The following is a 17,195-nucleotide window of genomic DNA, read 5'->3' on the forward strand; positions in this document are numbered from 1 at the left end:
ACCCTGCATCACCCCAGTCTTAACGACCACGAGCCAACCCCCGGCAGGCGCGCCTTAAAAAGGCGAAACCACACCCAAAGTTGTTCAGCAGACTCCTAGCCAGTAGCATCGACACCAGCCGGCAGAAGGAGACTGACTCCTTCTGTCGGCTGTTTTTGTGTGACGCCCGGGCCGGGATTCAGACCAGTGGGGCCAGAAAGGTCAGGGTCGAGCCGTCGCCCTCGATGATCGGTCCGAGCGCGCGGTTGAACTCGGCGCCATAGGCGGCGGCACGGTGGGCGTCGAACGCGGCGAGGTCGCGGTATTCCTCATAGACGAAGAACGCCGCCGGATTGGTTTCCAGCTGATGCGGGTCGAAGCGGACGCAACCGGCTTCCCGGCGCACGTGCGCGGTGAGCTCGCGCAGCAAATGAGCGACTTCCGTCTCTTGACCGGGCAGGGCTGTGAACTCGGCGTAGAGGGCGATCACGGCACCGCTCATGCCGCGCTCGCTTCGGTCACTGTCGTCGCGGCATCCGTTGTGAGAATCATGGGTGTAACTTTCCAGGGGGTTAGCGGTGTGAGCGGCCCGGACCTGCCTCGGCCGCCACTCAATCAATCAGGGCAGAACTTTTACTATAGAGTCAAGGCACGCAAAATCACGGTGGATTGCCCCTGACAATCGGTGCGACCACCTCCCTGTGCGCTCGCCGTCTGCGGCGTGCGACAAGATTGGACCTCGTGCCTGGACTGAACGCTCCCACCCGTGTCGTCGTCGTTGGCGACGCGCTGATCGACGTGCTGCGTGATTCGGAGGCGAGCCGCGAGTTTGCCGGGGGCGCCGCTCTCAATGTGGCGGTCGGGCTGGCCGTGCTCGGCGTGCCCACGACTCTGATCGCGATGGTCGGTGAGGATGCCGATGGCGCCGTGATCCGGGCGTTTTTGGAACAGCATGGGGTGCAACTGATCGCGACACCGGGCCCGCTCGGATCGTCCCGGGCGGTTTCGGACCGCACCGACGGCGAACCGCGTTACTTCTTCAACGACGCCGCGAAAGCGCGCCGCATCGAGTTCGGGGCTGCCGAGCGGGCCGCGCTCGACGACGCCGAGCTGGTCGTCGTGAGCTGTTTTCCGTTCGACGATACCGATCAGACCGAGGCGTTCGCAGCCTGTGTGAGCGACCCGAAGAAGCGCCTCGTGATCGACCCCAATCCCCGCGCCGGCATGCTGCGCGACGGGCCGCGGTTTGTGCGTAACTTCGAGGCACTCGCTGCTCGCAGCCTGCTCGTGAAGGTGGGCGACGAAGACGCCGACCTGCTCTACGACAGCAGCCTCGAGGAGCTGCGGGCCCGCCTAGTTGACGCCGGGGCGGGTACCGTGCTCGCGACGGCCGGGCGCCTCGGCGCGTCGGTGGCCGTCGGCCAACATGAGCTGGTCAGTGTGCCGATCGCTGAGCTTGACGGCCCGATCGTCGACACGATGGGTGCCGGGGACGCGACGCTCGCGGCATCCGTTTGCACCATCGTTCACGGCGGTGTGCCACAGGATGCCGCCGGCTGGCAGGCTCTGCTGACCGACGCCATGTTCACCGCCGCGGCGACCTGCCGGCAGGAGGGCGCCCTGCTCCGACGCCCGTGACCTCCGGCAGAGCGGATGCTGCGACGGACTGCTCGTTCGGCGCCGCGCCGCGCTTACGCCTCGGTGCTTGTTTTAGGCGCGCTCGTTTCGGTGCTCGTCTCAGGAACCGGATCGGTGAACTTCAGCCGGGTGCGAATCGCGTCGCGGGCCTGCTGGGCCGCGCGGCGCACCTCCTTGTCGGGGTCGCGCAGGCGCACCTCGATCGTGGCAATGTTGGCGGTGGTGCCCTGGTCGGCGAGGGCGTGCAGGGCGGCGGCGCGCACGCGGGGGTGCTCGTCGGTCGTGAGGCGCACGAGCTTGGGCACGACCTGAAGGCCGCGCAGCAGCACGACTTTGGCGCACATTTCGCGCACCCGCCAGGCCTGGTTGTTGAGTCCGACGACGATGTACGGCGCCGCCTGCTCGCCCCAGACGTGCAGCAGAGCGCGGGCGCCCCACAGCTCAGGCCAGTACAGGGCCGGAGCGCCTTCGAGGATGCCGAGAGCGTGGCGCCCGCCGGCGTAGAGCAGAAAGTCTTTTCCGGCGTTCTTGGCGCGAAGCAGGGCCACGGAATTGTCGATGACGACGCTCTCGCCGTAGTGCGCGACGGCGGCGCGAATGCGTTCCTCGGTCGGGCTGTCGATCGGAAGGTCGGGGTGCGGAGTCAATTTGTTTTGCATAGCCCTCTAACGCTACCTCCCCGGCGCGCCCTGAGCCATCGAAACCGTTCCCTGACGGCGATCTACCGGCGAATCGTGCGGAACCGGCGTCGGTGGTGGGCGGTCCTCGTCGACAAGCACAGGATTCCGCGGGCGGACTTCTGTCGGCCCGCGACGTTGGGCGCTACGACGCCGGTTCGGGGCAAAGGTCGAGCTCGAAGCCGGAAGCGTGCTCGTAGATGCCGTAGTTGCCGATCTCGGTGAAGCCGAGGCCGCGGTAGAGGGCGAGCGCTTCGGGCTGGGCGTAGCCGGTTTCCAGGCGCATCCGCTCATAGCCGAGGCCGAGCGCCAGAATCGCGAGTTCGCGCAGAATTGTTTTCGCGTGGCCCTGGCGGCGAAAGGAGGGGTTGGTCCACATGCGCTTGACCTCGGCGGTCGTGGCGTTGAACCGGTGCAGGCCGCCACCGGCGACGGTCGTGTCGCCGTCGACCAGCACAAGGAAGCCGCCGAAGGGTGGATCAAACTCGGTGCCGTCGACGTCGTGCACGGAATCGCCCGTGCCGTATCGGGTTTCATATTCACGGTGCAGGTCAAGCAGAAGGGGGGCAACCTCGGGATCACCGAGGCGCACGGATACACATTTCACGGTTACAAGTGTGCGCCCTGGCGAGGCGTGCTCGTGACCGGCCGCGGGAGTGTACTTAGTAGACTCGACGGGTGTCAGTGAACCCAGAGTTGCAGGGGCGGGTCTTTCCGCCGGTCGCACCGTATCTTGTCGGCCGCGAAAAGGTGCGCGAATTCTCCCGCGCCGTGTTCGCGACCAACCCGATCAACCACGATCCCGAAGCGGCCCGCGCGGCCGGCCACGCCGACGTCGTCGCCCCGCCCACGTTCGCTGTGGTCCTGCAGGAGGCCACCCTGGCCCAGCTGTTGGCCGAACCGGATGGCGGCATCGACTTCACCCGGGTCGTGCACGGCGATCAGCGCTTCAGCTACACCCGGCCGATCGTGGCCGGTGATGAGCTCACGGCGACCCTCGCGGTCACGAGCATCAAGTCGCTGGGCGGTCATTCGATGGTGACGGCCGAGTCCACCATCGTCGATGCGACCGGCGGCCACGTTGTGACCGCCACCTCCACCCTCGTCGTCAGGGGAGACGAATGATCCCCGCCTCATCTATCAGGTCAGTGGCCGACCTCGAGGTCGGCAGCGTCGTCGCCGAGGCGAGTTTCTCGCTGACGCGCGATTCGCTCGTGCGTTACGCCGGGGCATCCGGCGATTTCAACCCCATTCATTACCGCGACGATGTGGCGCAGTCGGTGGGTCTGTCGGGCGTGCTCGCCCACGGCATGCTCACCATGGGTCTGGCCGTGCAGCCCGTCGTCGACTGGGCTGGCGACCCGGCCCGCGTCGTCGATTATCAGGTGCGATTCACCCGTCCGGTCTTCGTTGACGCCACCGTCGGCGCCGTCGTGATGGTGGTCGCCAAAGTCGGCGCGCTCGATGTCGAGGCGAGTGTGGCCCGTATCGACCTGACCGTGACCTTCAACGGCGCGACCGTTCTCGGCAAGGCGCAGGCGCGCGTCAACCTGGCCTGAACGCATGATTGAACCTGTTGCCCTGAGCACGCTCACCACCTTTCGTGTTGGCGGCCCGCCCGCAGCACGGGTGGCACCGGTCACCGAGCAGGACCTCATCAACGAAACCCTCGTTGTTTGGGGCATGGACGAAAACTGGCTGCTGCTCGGTGGCGGATCCAACACCGTCGTCGCCGACGACGGCTTCGACGGCATCGTCATTCACGTGGTGACCCGCGGCATCCAGGTGCTCGATGATTCCATCGAAGCGGATGCCGCTGGCGCCGGTCCCGCAGACCGCGTGCGGCTGCGCGTGCAGGCCGGCGAGCCCTGGGACGAGCTGGTCGCCTATGCCGTCCAGCACGGCTGGGCCGGTATTGAGGCGCTCTCTGGCATTCCCGGATCGTGTGGTGCCGCGCCGGTGCAGAACATCGGTGCCTACGGGCAGGAAATCTCGGACAGCCTCGTCGCGATTGACTTTCTCTCCTATGAAACCGGCGAGGTCGAACGCCTCGAACGGGCCGAGCTCGGCCTCGGCTACCGCACCTCGGTGCTCAAACAGGGCTTGCGCGGAGTTGTCCTGGCGATTGAACTGGAGCTGCACGATACCGCCGCCGAGGCATCCGTTTTGGGCAGTACGCTCGGTCAGCCGCTGAAATATGCCCAACTCGCCGGTGCGCTCGGGGTGCAGCTCGGCGATCGCGTGCCGCTGCAGACCGTGCGCGACACGGTGCTGGCCCTGCGGGCCGGCAAGGGTATGGTTCTCGACCCGAGTGACCCCGACACGCATAGCGCCGGATCCTTTTTCACCAACCCGATCGTGACCGAGGCGTTTGCGCGTTCCCTGCCGGCAACGGCGCCCCAGTGGCCGATGACGACGGAGCTGCCGGACCGAGTTATTCCCATTGAGGAATATCTGGGTGTCGGGCCGATTCCCGGCGCGGAACCGGTACGCCTGGTCAAGCTCAGTGCTGCCTGGCTGATCGAGCAGTCCGGCGTTTCCCGCGGGTTCCGGCTGCCCGGGTCGAAGGCGGCCGTGTCGAGCAAACACACCCTCGCCTTGACGAACACGGGCGGCGCGACCGCCGAAGAGGTGGCCCAACTGGCCCGCTACGTACTCGGCCGGGTGCAGGCCGAATTCGGCGTGAATCTGCAGCCCGAACCGGTTCTGGTCGGCCTGACGCTCTAGCTTCGAGTCGGCCAGGGGCGGCCGCCCCTTCTTCCACCGAGCCGTGAGTTTGAGCCCATTCTGCGCGAAAAACGGGCTCAAACTCACGGCTGGGTGACGTGAACTCACGGCTCGGTGATGTGAGGGCGCCTTACGCGGCCGGTCAGTCGGCGCGACGCGCTGCGGCCGCGATGCCGGCCACGACGAGGCCCAGCCCGACCGCGATCACGCCGCCGAGGAGCCACAGCGTGGGATCCGGCGGCACCGGAAGCAGGGTGAACACGACCATGTAAGTCGCGAACGCCAGCAGCAGAATGCCCCAGAGGATCGTGCCGAAGCGGGGGCGCAAGCGGGGAGCGGATGGTGTCGCCTCGCCGAACGGCGCGGCCTGGTTCGGGCTGAAGAAGCTCGGCGTCGGGTCGGACTCCGGTGCGGGGCTGGCCGCGGCGGCGTAAGGCGCGGTCGGGTTTGCTTCGGTGGCGGGCGTGTCGCCTGCCGGCGAATTTGCGGCGAAGACCTCGGTCGGTGCGTCAGAGTGGTCGGATCCGGAGTTCGCGGGAGAAAGTGGAGTGGTCATTGTGAGGTCCTAGTTGTTGGAGGAATCGAGCGTGACGACGCCGGCGATGGTCCAGATGCGCAGCAGCGGGCCGTCGCTGCGGCTGCTCGCGTTGAAGGTGCGCTGATCGGAGGCGAATACTCCGGTGCGCTCACCGTTCTCCGCGTCCACCGCCCGACCCGAGTACTCCACGCCGCCGACCAGTGAGTGCGTTTCGACGCGCACCGGGGCATCCGTCGGGAGTTGAATATTGGTGACGCCGGCCACGAGCCAGACGTCGAAGATGCGATCCTCGTCCAGCCCCGGGTTGTCGAAATCACTCAGGTCGAGCGTGGACTCCCCGGCAACCATGACGTAGCTCGTCGACGAGTCAACGGCGGCGTCATTGGTGCTGAGCGGCCAGACGGTGTCGCCGACCGCAGTGAATTGGGTGCCCTGCGGAAACACGCCGAGCACGACCAGGGTGGCCGCGGCCAGAAAGGCGAACCCGCCCATGGCGCCGTCGGTGCGGCCGCGGATTCCGGCGATCACGATGCCGAGCGCGAGCACTCCGAGGGCGAAGGCGACACCGAGCAAAATTGCATCCTGCGACCAGACGCCGGTCGAGTACACACCGGCGGCAACCGCGCCCGTGGCCAGAGCAAGCCCCAGCACGATGGCGCTGTAGCCGGCGCCGGGACGGCGGGCACGCACCCGGGCACGGTGGGCAGCCTGGCGGGCGCGGTTCTGCTCCTGCCAGTCCCGATTCTGCTGCGAGCGGATGTTCTGGGCCGAGTCCGATGCGTACGGGTTGGCCGGCGGATAAGTTGCACCGACCGGGGCTGCGCCGGTGACGAACGGGTTCTGGGTCGAAGCCGGCGTGGCCGCGAAGGCGAGCGTCGGCGCGGTTGCCGTTGCGGTGCTCGGGGCGCTGCTCTGGTCGGTTTCGGTGGACGCGCTGGTCGCTGTCGGCGGGGCCGGGGCATCCGTTTGCGGGCTGTAGCCGGTGCCCGACGGCGGTTTCGGATCGTAGACACTGCCCGGGCCGAACGGGCCGGCCGGGGGAGCGAACGGGCCGAACCCGGGGCCAGTGCTGCCGGGTTTCCTGGCGCGGCGCACCAGATACACGATCAGCCAGACGATGCCGGTCAGAACGGCCAGGCCCCAGCCGAAGGAGAAGATGCCGTTGAGCCAGTCGGGGACGGCCCAGAATCCGGTCGGGCCGTTCCACCACAAGCCGCGGAACAGCGGCACGACCGTGACCAGGAGCAGCGCTCCGATGGCGATCATTGCGGGTTGGAACCGGCCGCGGAGGGCCTCTTCGGCGTAGATGCGGCCGGCGCCGCGCGGCATGAGCGCCCAGCCCACGGCGTAGGCGAAAACGACGGGGCCGCCGAGGATGGCGATCACGACGGCGATGCCGCGCACGATCAGTGGGTCAAGCCCGGTGCGGGCGGCGATGCCACCGCAGACGCCGGCGATCCAGCGGTCGCCGTCACGGCCCAGTCCGCTTCCGCGAATCCAGTCGAAGAATCGGGTGATTTGGTCGGGGTGAGGTGTTTGGGCCCTCGGTGCGTCGGTCATGATTCGAGTCTGGCAGCGCGCCCAAACCGCGGCCATGGGGGATGACCCTGATTGAACCCTGATTGATTCTGCGCGGGTTCCGTGGTGTCGGTGGGGCGTGCTTGGATAAACACGTGAGAACAGAACGGATGACTCGGCCCCGGCTGCGCCTGGTGGGCGGCGTGTGCGCGGGGTTCGCCGAGCACACCGGTTTTCCGGTGGCCACCGTTCGGTTGCTGACCGTGCTGCTGAGCCTCTGCGGCGGTTTCGGCGTGCTGCTCTATGCGTGGCTCTGGGGCACGGTTCCGTCGGGCGGGGTGGACGCCGACCCGCTGCCCAAGTCGAGCCTGGCCCGAGCAAGTCGCGTCTCGTCGGTGTCACCCGGCGGCCTGGCGCCCCTGGCCAGCTCCGCCGCGGTTCCCGGTGTCGTGTCGCCCTATGTTGTGTCGCCCTATGTTGTGTCACCCTATGCTGTGTCACCCGGCGGCTCCCGGTTCGCCAGTCCCGTTGGGCCCGCCGTTAAAACGGATGCCGACTCCGCGCGCGCCGCGCCCGTCACCGAAATCCTGCTCGGGCTCGCCCTGCTGGCCGCCGGCGGTGCCCTCGTAGCGAGCCGCCTCGGCGCCGACATTCCGCTCGCCGTGGTGGTTCCCGCGATTGTCGTACTCGCCGGAACCGCGCTGGCCTGGCGCCAGTTCGCTGACATTCGCAGTGGTGCGGCGCAGCAATCCTCGGCGTTGCTCGTGCGCATTCTCGGGGCGCTCGTGCTGGTCGCCGTCGGCATTCTGTTATTTTTCGTGACCGGCACCAACCCGAACGCGTGGACGGTTATTTTGGCGGCGGCATCCGTTTTGCTGGGAGTGGCAGTGGTGACCGCTCCGTGGCTGCTGCGCCTGTGGAGCGACCTCGCCGACGAACGCGCCGCGCGGGCGCGCGAGGCCGAGCGGGCCGACATTGCCGCGCACCTGCACGACTCCGTGCTGCAGACTCTCGCGCTCATTCAGCAGAAGGCTGGCCCGCACAGTGACGTCGCGCGGCTCGCTCGGGCTCAGGAACGCGAACTGCGCGAGTGGCTGTTCACCGGAACTCGCGGCGGCAGCGGCGAACCGGAGACCGACCTTGCCACCGCGCTGCGCCGCATCGCGGGCGAGATCGAAGAGGACTTCGCAGTGCATTTCGAGGTGGTGACGGTCGGAGCGGGTATGGGCGTGGGATCGGCCGGCAGCTCCGACTCGCCGTCTGCCGACGCCCGAGAAGCACTCGCCGCCGCCGCCCGTGAGGCCATGCTCAATGCGGCTCGGCATGCCGGCGGAGCGGTATCGGTGTATCTCGAGACCGGCGCCCGGGGTGTTGAACTCAGCGTGACCGACCGCGGGCCAGGCTTTCGGCTTGACCAGATTTCCAAAGATCGGCTCGGCGTGCGCGAATCCATTCTCGGGCGGATGCGCCGGGCTGGTGGCAACGCCGCCGTGCGCCCGGGCCCCGGCGGCACCGGAACCGAGATTCTGCTGACCCTGCCCGCTGCGGCCGCCACGCAGACGAATGATGAGCAGCACACCGAAACGAGCGTGCGATGACCAACCATGACCCGAGCCAAAGCGGCCCTGCGGCCACAACGCCGGCCGCGGCATCCGCTGGCCTGCCCGTACTCATCGTCGACGATCACTCCATCTTCCGTTCGGGGCTGCGCGCCGAGCTCGACGCGAACATCGTCGTGCTTGGTGAGGCGGCGACGGTCGACGCCGCGATCTTGAGCGTGATCGAACTTCAGCCGCGAGTCGTGCTGCTCGACGTGCACCTGCCCGGCGGCCGCGGCGGGGGCGGCGCCGAAGTCATTCGCGAGGCGGCGCCGCACGCCCTGCACACCCTGTTTCTGGCGCTCAGTGTGTCGGATGCCGCCGACGACGTGGTGAGCGTCATTCGGGCCGGTGCCCGCGGCTACATCACCAAGAGCGCCTCCGGGGCCGAGGTCTCCGAGGCCGCCCGCCGCGTCGCCGAGGGTGATGCCGTGTTCTCGCCGCGCCTGGCCGGGTTCGTGCTCGACGCCTTCGGCGCCGTCGCCGGCGAGACCGCCGAAACCACGGAGGAACTCGACCGGCTCTCCGCCCGCGAGACCGAGGTGATGCGCCTCATCGCCCGCGGCTACAGCTACAAAGAAGTCGCGAGCACCCTCTTCATCGCCGCCAAGACCGTGGAAACCCACGTGTCCGCCGTGCTGCGCAAATTGCAACTGTCCAGCCGCCACGAACTGACGGCCTGGGCGCTCGCGCGCAAACTGCTGTAGCGCCCGGGCGTCAGGCCAGGCTCACGCGTCGCGTCGAATCCAACGAAACGTCACCCGGCTCAGCACGAGCCCCAGCACCAGCCAGACGCCGAGGGCGCCGGCCACCCAGGGCAAATCCCAGGTGCCGCTCTGCTCGGCAGCAGCGAAGCTTTCCGGAAGAAAGACAGAACGCATGCCCTGCGCCATCCATTTGAGCGGAAAAATGCTCGCCAGGTTCTGCATCCACTCGGGCAGCGTCGTGAACTGCAGGTAGACGCCCGAGATGAACTGCAGCACGAGCACCACGGGAGCCACAACGGCCGTGGCGCTGCGCCCCGACCGAGGCACCGCCGACAGAGCGATGCCGAGAAACGCACTCGTGATCACGCCGAACACAAAAACCCAGGCGAAGGTTGCCCACTTCTCCGGTTCGCTCGGCAGTGCGATATCGAACACCAGCCGCGCCACGAGAAGCAGGAGGCCGGCCTGAAGAATTGCGGTGACGAACACCTGTCCGATCTTGCCGAGGAAATAGCTCAGCGGGGACAGCGGCGTGCCGCCCAGGCGTTTGAGGGTGCCGTCGCTTTTCTCGCCGGCGATATCGACGGCGAGGTTCTGCACACCGGAGAGAAGCATGCCGGCGGCGAGCATTCCGGGCAGGTAGTAGGCGCCCACGCTGACGCCGCCGGTACCGTCGGGATTGGCACCGATATTTCCGGAGGAGCTGAACGCGGCAGTGAAAATGCCAAGCATGATGAAGGGGAAAAAGAACGTGAACAACAGGGTGTCGGGGGAGCGAAAGTACAGGCGTGTTTCATAGCCAATGCGGGACAGGCCCAGCGCGAGCGTGCTCGGAGCTGTGTGCTGCGGGAGGGTGCTCATCATCGTGGCGCTCATGCTCGCAGGTCCTTGTCGGTGAGCCGGCTTGGATCGGGCCGAACCTCAGGGGCGGATGTGGCAGCTTCGTTCCCGGCGGCCGTCGCTTCGTGACCGCGCACGAGGGACAGGTACACGTCTTCGAGGCTTGGTCGGATCACCTCAAGACCTTCGAGTTCGGCGCCCTTGCCGCTGGCGACCAGGTCCGCCACGACCTGCGCCGGGCGGCTCGTGCGCTCCTCGCGCACCAATCCGTTGCCGTCACGCCAGCGCACGACCGGAACGCGGGCATCCGCTCCGCCGATTGTGTCGAGCGGGCCGATGTCGATGAGCCGGCCACCGACGATGATTCCGGCACGGTCACCCAGTTGCGCGGCCTCGTCGAGGTAGTGGGTTGTCAGCAGGATGGTGGTGCCTTCCGCCTTGAGTCCGCGAATCAGGTTCCAAAACTGATGCCGGGCTTCGGGGTCGAAGCCTGTGGTCGGTTCGTCGAGAAACAGCAGCTCGGGGCGTCCGATAATGCCGAGGGCGACATCCACTCGGCGGCGCTGCCCGCCGGAAAGCTTGCTGATGCGGGTTTTCGCCTTCTCGCGCAGACCCGCCGCGTCGATGACCTCGTCGACGTCGCGGGGATGGGGATAGAACCCGGCGAAGTGGCGCAGCTGCTCGGTCACGGTCGCATTGCCGCTCTCGTTGCTGGTCTGCAGCACAATGCCGATGCGGGCCTTCCAATCCAGGCCGCCGCGGTGCGGATCAATGCCTAGCACGCTCACCTCACCGCCGGAACGGTCACGGTAGCCCTCGAGAATCTCGATCGTCGTGCTCTTGCCGGCGCCATTCGGGCCGAGCAGGGCGAAGGTTTCCCCGGCCTCGATCGAGAAGCTCACGCCGCGCACGGCCTCGACACTGCCATACGATTTCTGCAGGTCGCGCACCTGCACGACCGGGGGTGTGGCTGTCATGGATTCATGATCTCACTTCCGCGCCCCGGTACCTCCTCCGATGGTTGTCTCCCTCATTCATCAGTCGACGGATGCCGTACTAGGCGAACAGCCGCTGCAGACGCTGGATTCCCTCGAGGAGGGCATCGTCGCCGAGCGCGTAGGACATGCGCAGGAACCCGCTCGGTCCGAAGGCCTCACCGGGAACGACCGCCACCTCGGCCTGATCGAGGATGAGGTCGGCCAGTTCGAGCGAGGACGTCGGTGTGGCTCCGCCCCACGAGCGGCCGAGCAGGCCGGTGACGTCGGGGTAGACGTAGAAGGCGCCCTGCGGGGTGGGGGTAACCACACCGGGGATCTTGTTCAGCTCGGCGACGATGAGCTTGCGGCGGCGATCGAAGGCAACGCGCATAGCCTCAGCGGCCTCCTGGGGGCCGTTCAGCGCAGCGATGCCGGCGCGCTGCGAGATGTTCGACACGTTCGAGGAGAGATGCGACTGCAGGTTCGCCGCGGCCTTGATGGCGTCAGCGGGGCCAACCATCCACCCCAGGCGCCAGCCGGTCATGGCGTAGGTTTTGGCGACCCCGTTGACCAGAATGGTGCGGTCGGCCAAGGCCGGAACAGCCTCGACGATCGAGACCGCACGCACGCCGTCATAGGTGAGGTTCTGGTAGATCTCGTCGGAGATGACCCAGAGCCCGTTGTCCTCGGCCCACTGACCGATGGCTCGGGTTTGCTCCGGGGAGTAGACCGCTCCGGTGGGGTTCGACGGTGAGACGAACAACAGCACCTTGCTGCGCGGGGTGCGCGCGGCCTCGAGCTGTTCGACGGTCACCAGGTAGCCCTGGTCGCTGCCGGCGAATACGTCGATCTGCACGCCACCGGCCAGGCGGATGGCCTCGGGGTAGGTGGTCCAGTACGGAGTCGGCACAATGACCTCGTCGCCCGGATCGAGCAGGGTGGCGAAGGCCTGATAGACGGCCTGCTTGCCACCGTTGGTCACCACGACCTGGCTCGGCGATACCGCGAGTCCGCTGTCGCGCAGGGTTTTCGCCGCAATGGCCTCGCGCAAATCGGGAAGACCGGCTGCCGGGGTGTAGCGGTAGTTCTTCGGGTCACGCACGGCGACCAAAGCGGCCTCGACGATGTGCTCGGGCGTCAGAAAGTCGGGTTCCCCCGCCGCGAAGCTGATCACCGGCCGTCCGGCCGCCTGTAACGCCTTGGCCTTGCCGTCGACCTTGAGGGTCGCCGACTCCGCGATCGAGCCGATGCGGGTAGAAATTCGCTTGAGTTCGTGAGCCACACGTTGAGTTTAGCCATCCCCTCCCGGGAGTCGGTCAGTGGGAGCACTCTTGGTCGGCCGATCCGCTCCTTCTGAAGTCCTGACGGGGCCGCGGTGCTGCTCGACCATCGTTTCGGCGGGGCGGCGTGTGGCCTCGTAGCGAGATCTCTCGCCGAGCTAGCTAGAGTGAGAAAATGCTTACGCGCCTGGTTCAAATCTCCCGACCGGTGCTGTGGGTGAACACCATCGGCACCACCGTCATCGGAATGTGGCTCCTCGGCGATTTATGGCGCTGGGACGTGCTGCCCCTTCTGCTCTGGGTGACCCTGCCGTTCAACCTGCTGATCTACGGCGTGAACGACATCTTCGACCAAGAAACGGATGCCCAGAACGCCCGCAAGGGTGGACACGAGGGTGCTCGAATCCTCGGCTCGGAGACCCGCCCGATCGTGCTCGGCGTCCTCCTGACCAACGTGCCCTTCCTGGTCTTTTTTATGGTCACGCTGCCGCCTGCAGCGCTGGCCTGGATCGCGGCGTACTCGGTCATCTTCGTCTTCTACTCGATGCCCCCGCTGCGCTTCAAAGCTCGGCGCTACTTGGATTCGCTGAGTAACGCCGCGTATGCCTTTCCGCTGGTGTTCGTGCCGCTCGCCGTCGGTGAGCAGCCGATCTGGTGGGCGGCGATCGGGCTGATGGCCTGGAGCGTCGCCAAACACACCTACGACGCGGTGCAGGACATCGACGAGGACCGCGCTGCGCGTATTCACACCACTGCGGTGCATCTCGGCGCGCGCGGCGCCACGGTGTGGAGCGCCATCTGGTGGGCACTGTCCACCGTCGGTTTCGCCCTCATCAACTGGCCGGTAGCGCTGGTGAACGCGCTCATCGCCGGCTGGCTGGTGTGGTCGTTGGGGCGTGACCCAACACCCGCCACGGCGCACAGACTTTATCGGTACTCGATCATCTTCCCCTACGTTGCTGGTTCCGTCGCCGGAGCCCAGGTCGTGGCCGCCATTCTGTTAGGAACGTATCCATGAAGCGATCCCGCATGCCACCGACTCCCCGGCGCATCGTCGTGCTCGGTGCCGGCATTGGTGGATTGACCGCCGCCGCTCTGCTGGCCCGCGCCGGGCACTCGGTGACCGTGCTGGAAGGATCCGACTGGATCGGAGGAAAGAGCCGACGCCTAGAGATCGACGGGCAGCGCGTGGATACAGGGCCGGCTCTGGTCACCTTCCCCCCGGTGTGGGAGGAATTGCTTGCCCGTTACGACGCCATCGGCGCCCGGCGGGCCGCTCCCGCCGAGGCCGCGGCGGTCGCCGCGCTGACCCTGAAGAAACTGCCCGAAGTCGGTCGGTATTTCTATGCCGGTGACAGCGTCACCCTGCCGGTGCCGCCGGGGCATCCGTGGCATGCGGCCTGGACCCGGTTCGAACGCGAGCACGGTGGGTTGGGACCCGAAGTCACGAGCATGCTCACCGCCGACCCAGCCAGCCCGGCGTCGCTCCCGGCCGTGCGCCGGGTATTCCGCCTCTACGGCAGACGGCTGACCACTCGGGGCTTTCTCGATGGCTTGACCTGGATGCCCGACGGACTGCGTGAGGTCATCGCCATCCACACCCTTAACGCGGGCGTCTCGCCCCGGCAGACCCTCGCGCTGTATGCGAGCATGCCGGCCATCATGGCCACCGATGGCGTCTGGGTCCCCGAAGGCGGAGTCAATGAGCTTCCGCTGGCGCTGCATCGGCTGGCACTCCACGCGGGCGCACAGGTGCACACGGGCGAGCCCGTCACGGCTGTGCGCAACGGACTCGTGTCGACGACTTCGGCGACCTACCCGGCAGACGTGATCGTGAGCGGGCTTGACCGGGGCGTGCTCGACGAGCTCCTTGGACGGCCGAAAGCGCGACCGCGGTCGCTGTCCTGCTCCGGAGTGGCCGTCTACGCGTCACTCGCAACGCCCCTGCCCGCAGGGACGGCCACCCATTCTGTGGTGCTGCCCGACGACCCGGCCGCGCTGCACCGCAGCCTGGACGCCGGCGTCGCTCCGGAGCAGACCATGGCGTTCCTGAACTATTACCGCCCGAACGAGATCTATCCCAACGATCGGCCGACGGTAGCCGTGCTCCTCACCGCGCCTGCCGACGGCCGACACTACGATCTCGACACTCCCTGGGTCGCCAACGAGATGGCCCGGGTCAGCTCCGCAGTGGGACTGGACCGGCCCATCACCGAGCTGTTCCGAGACCACGTCGTGCTCGACCCGCGCTACTTCGCCGGCTGGGGCTCCGCGGGGGGTGCGCTGTATGGCGCGACCACTCCACTCTGGCAGAGCGGCCCGTTCCACCGACCCGGGTATACCAGCCGGGCGCACCCGTGGCTCTGGCGGGTGGGCGCCTCGGTGCACCCCGGCGGCGGTATCCCGGCCGTGCTCGGGGGAGCCATGACCGCGATGCACAAGCTGATCGGCCGGCTGGACGGCCACTGACCCGTCGCCGGTCGCAATCCCGCCGACCGCGAGAGTGTGCCAAGCTAGCACTGGAACAAGGATCGTACTTCGGCGCGAACTCGTCTCAGCTTTACAGTGGCCGGTCCGTGACCTAGACTGGTTCAAGGTAGTTGAATTCTGCCGTGCTTTTCTGCGCCTTTTTCTGAGTGGTAAATCGCCGGAGAACGTAGAACTGCAGGGTGAATTTACTTCCATAGGGTGGTGGCTCAATTGGTAGAGCAGCGGTCTCCAAAACCGCAGGTTGCAGGTTCGAGTCCTGTCCGCCCTGCACATCGGTGGTTAGTCCGCCGACCATGAGAGGTGTAAACAGGTGGCCCGAAAAGTTGTCGACGAACCCGGTGAGGAAATCGTCGCGAACGCACGAATGGCACGCGAGTCAAGTCGCGGACCTTTCGCTCGGCTGTCCCTGTTTATCAAGCAGGTCTTTGCAGAACTGCGCAAGGTGGTCACTCCGACTCGTAAAGAGCTGCTGAGCTACACCGGCGTCGTGCTCGTCTTCGTTGTCATCATGATGGGCATCGTGTCGCTCCTGGACTGGGTGTTCGGCCTCGCCGTTCTCTACGTCTTCGGAACGCCGGGATAACTCCCGCCACCGGCATCCGCTTTGATCGGACCGCCAAGCATTACTGGCACCCGTGCCCGCACACTTGAACACGTAGAACAAATAAGGATTGAGATTTAGTGACTGAGACGAAGCACGACGATGTCGACTGGGCCACTGCCGCTGAGCAGTCCTCCGAGGACGACGAAGCGCAAGAGGGCAACACCCTCGCGGCCGACGAAGACTCCGTAGAGGCCGCAGAGCAGGTTGCCCTGCACGTCATCGACGAGAACGACGACGTTGAGGTCAACCTCGACGCCGCTCTCGACGCCCTGGCAGAGTCCGCGGATCCCGAAGCTGACGCCATTGTCGACGACGCCCTCGACATTGATTCCGCCGAAGAGGCCGACGCCTCCGTCGAAGCCGTCGAAGACGAAGGCAAGCTCGTCAACGCCGAAGACGCAGAAGACGACGCCGAGATCGACCCCTACGAAGCCTTCCGCAAGGAACTGCGCTTTCTGCCGGGTAAGTGGTACGTCATTCACTCCTACGCCGGTTTCGAGCGTCGCGTGAAGTCGAACATTGAGAACCGCAAGCAGTCGATGGCGATGGAAGATTTCATCTACCAGTGCGAAGTTCCCATGGAAGATGTCGTCGAGATCAAGAATGGCCAGCGCAAGATGGTCACCCGCGTGCGCATCCCGGGCTACGTGCTCGTGCGCATGGACCTCGACGAAGACAGCTGGTCGGTTGTTCGCCACACCCCCGGTGTGACCGGCTTCGTCGGCAACGCCCACAACCCCACGCCGCTGCGCTTCGAAGAGGCCTTCGGCATGCTCAAGGGACTCGTCGAAATCGTCGAAGCCCCGACCAAAGCTGGGGGCGCCCCCGGAAAGTCGGCGCAGCGCGTCATCGCTGCCGAGGTCGACTACGAAATCGGCGAGACCATCACGATCAAGGAAGGCTCGTTCGCGGGCCTGCCCGGTTCGATCAGCGAGATCAAGCCGGAGAGCGGCAAGCTCATCGTGCTCGTCTCCCTGTTCGAGCGTGAGACGCCGGTCGAGCTCAGCTTCGACCAGGTCACCAAGCTCTAACCAGCACCTCTTACCGGCAGAACGGATGACCCGCGCGGGTCATCCACGCTGGTTCCCAAACCACCGGGGCCCATCCGGGCCACCGGGAGAGCATCCCCTCGGGGCAGCTCGCACATCAATACGAAGGACAATACAATGGCACCGAAGAAGAAGGTTACCGGTCTGATCAAGCTTCAGATCAAGGCCGGCGCAGCCAACCCCGCACCGCCCATCGGGCCGGCACTGGGTCAGCACGGCGTTAACATCATGGAGTTCTGCAAGGCCTACAACGCAGCGACCGAAGCCCAGCGCGGCAACGTCATCCCCGTTGAGATCACCGTCTACGACGACCGTTCGTTCACCTTCATCTTGAAGACCCCGCCCGCAGCGGAGCTCATCAAGAAGGCTGCCGGCGTCGCCAAGGGCAGCGGAACCCCGCACACCGTCAAGGTTGCCAACCTTACGCAGGCTCAGGTTCGCGAGATCGCTGAAGCGAAGATGGTTGACCTCAACGCCAACGACATCGACGCCGCCGCGAAGATCATCGCCGGAACCGCCCGCTCCATGGGCATCACGGTCAGCGCCTAACAACAACAACTGCGCGAACACCCC

General features: G+C 66.5%; 19 protein-coding genes and 1 tRNA gene. 12 read left to right on the forward strand and 8 right to left on the reverse strand.

Translation table 11 applies throughout. The features are described 5' to 3' along the window. Window positions 1-178: 178 nt before the first annotated feature. Window positions 179-481, reverse strand: a complete 303-nt coding sequence (locus E3T43_RS10345) for a putative quinol monooxygenase (RefSeq protein WP_134444162.1) — start codon at window positions 479-481, stop codon at window positions 179-181. A 239-nt stretch (window positions 482-720) separates the two neighbouring features. Between E3T43_RS10345 and E3T43_RS10350 the strand changes: the two genes are divergently transcribed. After that, on the forward strand, window positions 721-1,617 hold the full coding sequence (locus tag E3T43_RS10350) for a carbohydrate kinase family protein (RefSeq protein WP_241978927.1): 897 nt from the start codon (window positions 721-723) through the stop codon (window positions 1,615-1,617). A 53-nt stretch (window positions 1,618-1,670) separates the two neighbouring features. On the opposite strand, the gene E3T43_RS10355 is transcribed toward E3T43_RS10350, so the two are convergent. Together E3T43_RS10355 and E3T43_RS10360 are read right to left on the reverse strand one after the other, a co-directional pair. After that, a complete protein-coding gene (locus E3T43_RS10355; RefSeq protein ID WP_134472399.1) occupies window positions 1,671-2,276 on the reverse strand; it encodes a HEAT repeat domain-containing protein in 606 nt (201 codons plus the stop codon). 163 nt (window positions 2,277-2,439) lie between these two features. Next, complete coding sequence (locus E3T43_RS10360) at window positions 2,440-2,901, reverse strand: GNAT family N-acetyltransferase (RefSeq protein ID WP_166791303.1); 462 nt, start codon at window positions 2,899-2,901, stop codon at window positions 2,440-2,442. Between the two features lie 71 nt (window positions 2,902-2,972). Between E3T43_RS10360 and E3T43_RS10365 the strand changes: the two genes are divergently transcribed. From E3T43_RS10365 to E3T43_RS10375, 3 genes are read left to right on the forward strand one after another with little or no spacing between them, the layout of a single operon-like run. Next, on the forward strand, window positions 2,973-3,419 hold the full coding sequence (locus E3T43_RS10365; RefSeq protein WP_104132140.1) for a MaoC family dehydratase N-terminal domain-containing protein: 447 nt from the start codon (window positions 2,973-2,975) through the stop codon (window positions 3,417-3,419). Continuing rightward, a complete protein-coding gene (locus E3T43_RS10370) occupies window positions 3,416-3,853 on the forward strand; it encodes a MaoC family dehydratase (protein WP_134472401.1) in 438 nt (145 codons plus the stop codon). The genes E3T43_RS10365 and E3T43_RS10370 overlap by 4 nt, the downstream gene beginning before the upstream one ends. A 4-nt stretch (window positions 3,854-3,857) precedes the next feature. Next, a complete protein-coding gene (locus E3T43_RS10375; RefSeq protein WP_134472402.1) occupies window positions 3,858-5,021 on the forward strand; it encodes a UDP-N-acetylmuramate dehydrogenase in 1,164 nt (387 codons plus the stop codon). Between the two features lie 142 nt (window positions 5,022-5,163). On the opposite strand, the gene E3T43_RS10380 is transcribed toward E3T43_RS10375, so the two are convergent. After that, the gene (locus E3T43_RS10380; RefSeq protein WP_134472403.1) at window positions 5,164-5,577 is read right to left on the reverse strand and encodes a hypothetical protein; all 414 of its coding nucleotides are present in this window, start codon (window positions 5,575-5,577) and stop codon (window positions 5,164-5,166) included. Window positions 5,578-5,586: 9 nt separating this feature from the next. Further along, the gene (locus E3T43_RS10385) at window positions 5,587-7,119 is read right to left on the reverse strand and encodes a PspC domain-containing protein (RefSeq protein ID WP_166791304.1); all 1,533 of its coding nucleotides are present in this window, start codon (window positions 7,117-7,119) and stop codon (window positions 5,587-5,589) included. Window positions 7,120-7,232: 113 nt separating this feature from the next. Here E3T43_RS10385 and E3T43_RS10390 point away from each other — a divergent pair, with 113 nt between their 5' ends. Next, window positions 7,233-8,675: an ATP-binding protein gene (locus tag E3T43_RS10390; RefSeq protein ID WP_134472405.1), complete on the forward strand. Its 1,443-nt coding sequence runs from the start codon at window positions 7,233-7,235 to the stop codon at window positions 8,673-8,675. Beyond that, window positions 8,672-9,382 carry a response regulator transcription factor gene (locus E3T43_RS10395; protein ID WP_134472406.1) on the forward strand — a complete coding sequence of 237 codons (711 nt, stop codon included), beginning with the start codon at window positions 8,672-8,674 and terminating at the stop codon, window positions 9,380-9,382. Before E3T43_RS10390 ends, E3T43_RS10395 begins: the two co-directional genes overlap by 4 nt. 21 nt (window positions 9,383-9,403) lie before the next feature. Here E3T43_RS10395 and E3T43_RS10400 read toward each other — a convergent pair whose 3' ends face one another. The 3 genes from E3T43_RS10400 to E3T43_RS10410 all read right to left on the reverse strand — a co-directional run bounded on the left by E3T43_RS10400 (window position 9,404) and on the right by E3T43_RS10410 (window position 12,481). Beyond that, window positions 9,404-10,258 carry an ABC transporter permease gene (locus tag E3T43_RS10400; protein ID WP_134472407.1) on the reverse strand — a complete coding sequence of 285 codons (855 nt, stop codon included), beginning with the start codon at window positions 10,256-10,258 and terminating at the stop codon, window positions 9,404-9,406. Further along, entirely contained in the window at window positions 10,255-11,199 is a 945-nt protein-coding gene (locus E3T43_RS10405) for an ABC transporter ATP-binding protein (RefSeq protein ID WP_134472408.1), read from the reverse strand. The genes E3T43_RS10400 and E3T43_RS10405 overlap by 4 nt, the downstream gene beginning before the upstream one ends. Before the next feature lie 79 nt (window positions 11,200-11,278). Next, entirely contained in the window at window positions 11,279-12,481 is a 1,203-nt protein-coding gene (locus E3T43_RS10410) for a pyridoxal phosphate-dependent aminotransferase (RefSeq protein WP_134466977.1), read from the reverse strand. 173 nt (window positions 12,482-12,654) lie between these two features. Between E3T43_RS10410 and E3T43_RS10415 the strand changes: the two genes are divergently transcribed. The 6 genes from E3T43_RS10415 (at window position 12,655) to rplK (ending at window position 17,171) form a co-directional block, all read left to right on the forward strand. Continuing rightward, window positions 12,655-13,497 carry a UbiA family prenyltransferase gene (locus E3T43_RS10415; protein ID WP_134444144.1) on the forward strand — a complete coding sequence of 281 codons (843 nt, stop codon included), beginning with the start codon at window positions 12,655-12,657 and terminating at the stop codon, window positions 13,495-13,497. Then, on the forward strand, window positions 13,494-14,948 hold the full coding sequence (locus tag E3T43_RS10420) for an NAD(P)/FAD-dependent oxidoreductase (protein ID WP_241978928.1): 1,455 nt from the start codon (window positions 13,494-13,496) through the stop codon (window positions 14,946-14,948). Before E3T43_RS10415 ends, E3T43_RS10420 begins: the two co-directional genes overlap by 4 nt. 216 nt (window positions 14,949-15,164) lie before the next feature. After that, a tRNA-Trp gene (locus E3T43_RS10425) sits at window positions 15,165-15,237 on the forward strand. 42 nt (window positions 15,238-15,279) lie between these two features. Beyond that, on the forward strand, window positions 15,280-15,552 hold the full coding sequence (secE, locus tag E3T43_RS10430) for a preprotein translocase subunit SecE (RefSeq protein ID WP_092448385.1): 273 nt from the start codon (window positions 15,280-15,282) through the stop codon (window positions 15,550-15,552). A gap of 98 nt (window positions 15,553-15,650) precedes the next feature. Further along, window positions 15,651-16,604 (forward strand): transcription termination/antitermination protein NusG, encoded by a 954-nt coding sequence (gene nusG / locus E3T43_RS10435; protein WP_134472409.1) that lies wholly within the window; start codon window positions 15,651-15,653, stop codon window positions 16,602-16,604. A gap of 135 nt (window positions 16,605-16,739) precedes the next feature. Beyond that, window positions 16,740-17,171 (forward strand): 50S ribosomal protein L11, encoded by a 432-nt coding sequence (gene rplK, locus E3T43_RS10440; protein ID WP_092106326.1) that lies wholly within the window; start codon window positions 16,740-16,742, stop codon window positions 17,169-17,171. The last annotated feature ends 24 nt before the right edge of the window (window positions 17,172-17,195 follow it).

Source organism: Cryobacterium sp. Hh7, from assembly GCF_004403155.1.
In the GTDB taxonomy this organism is placed as follows: domain Bacteria; phylum Actinomycetota; class Actinomycetes; order Actinomycetales; family Microbacteriaceae; genus Cryobacterium; species Cryobacterium levicorallinum.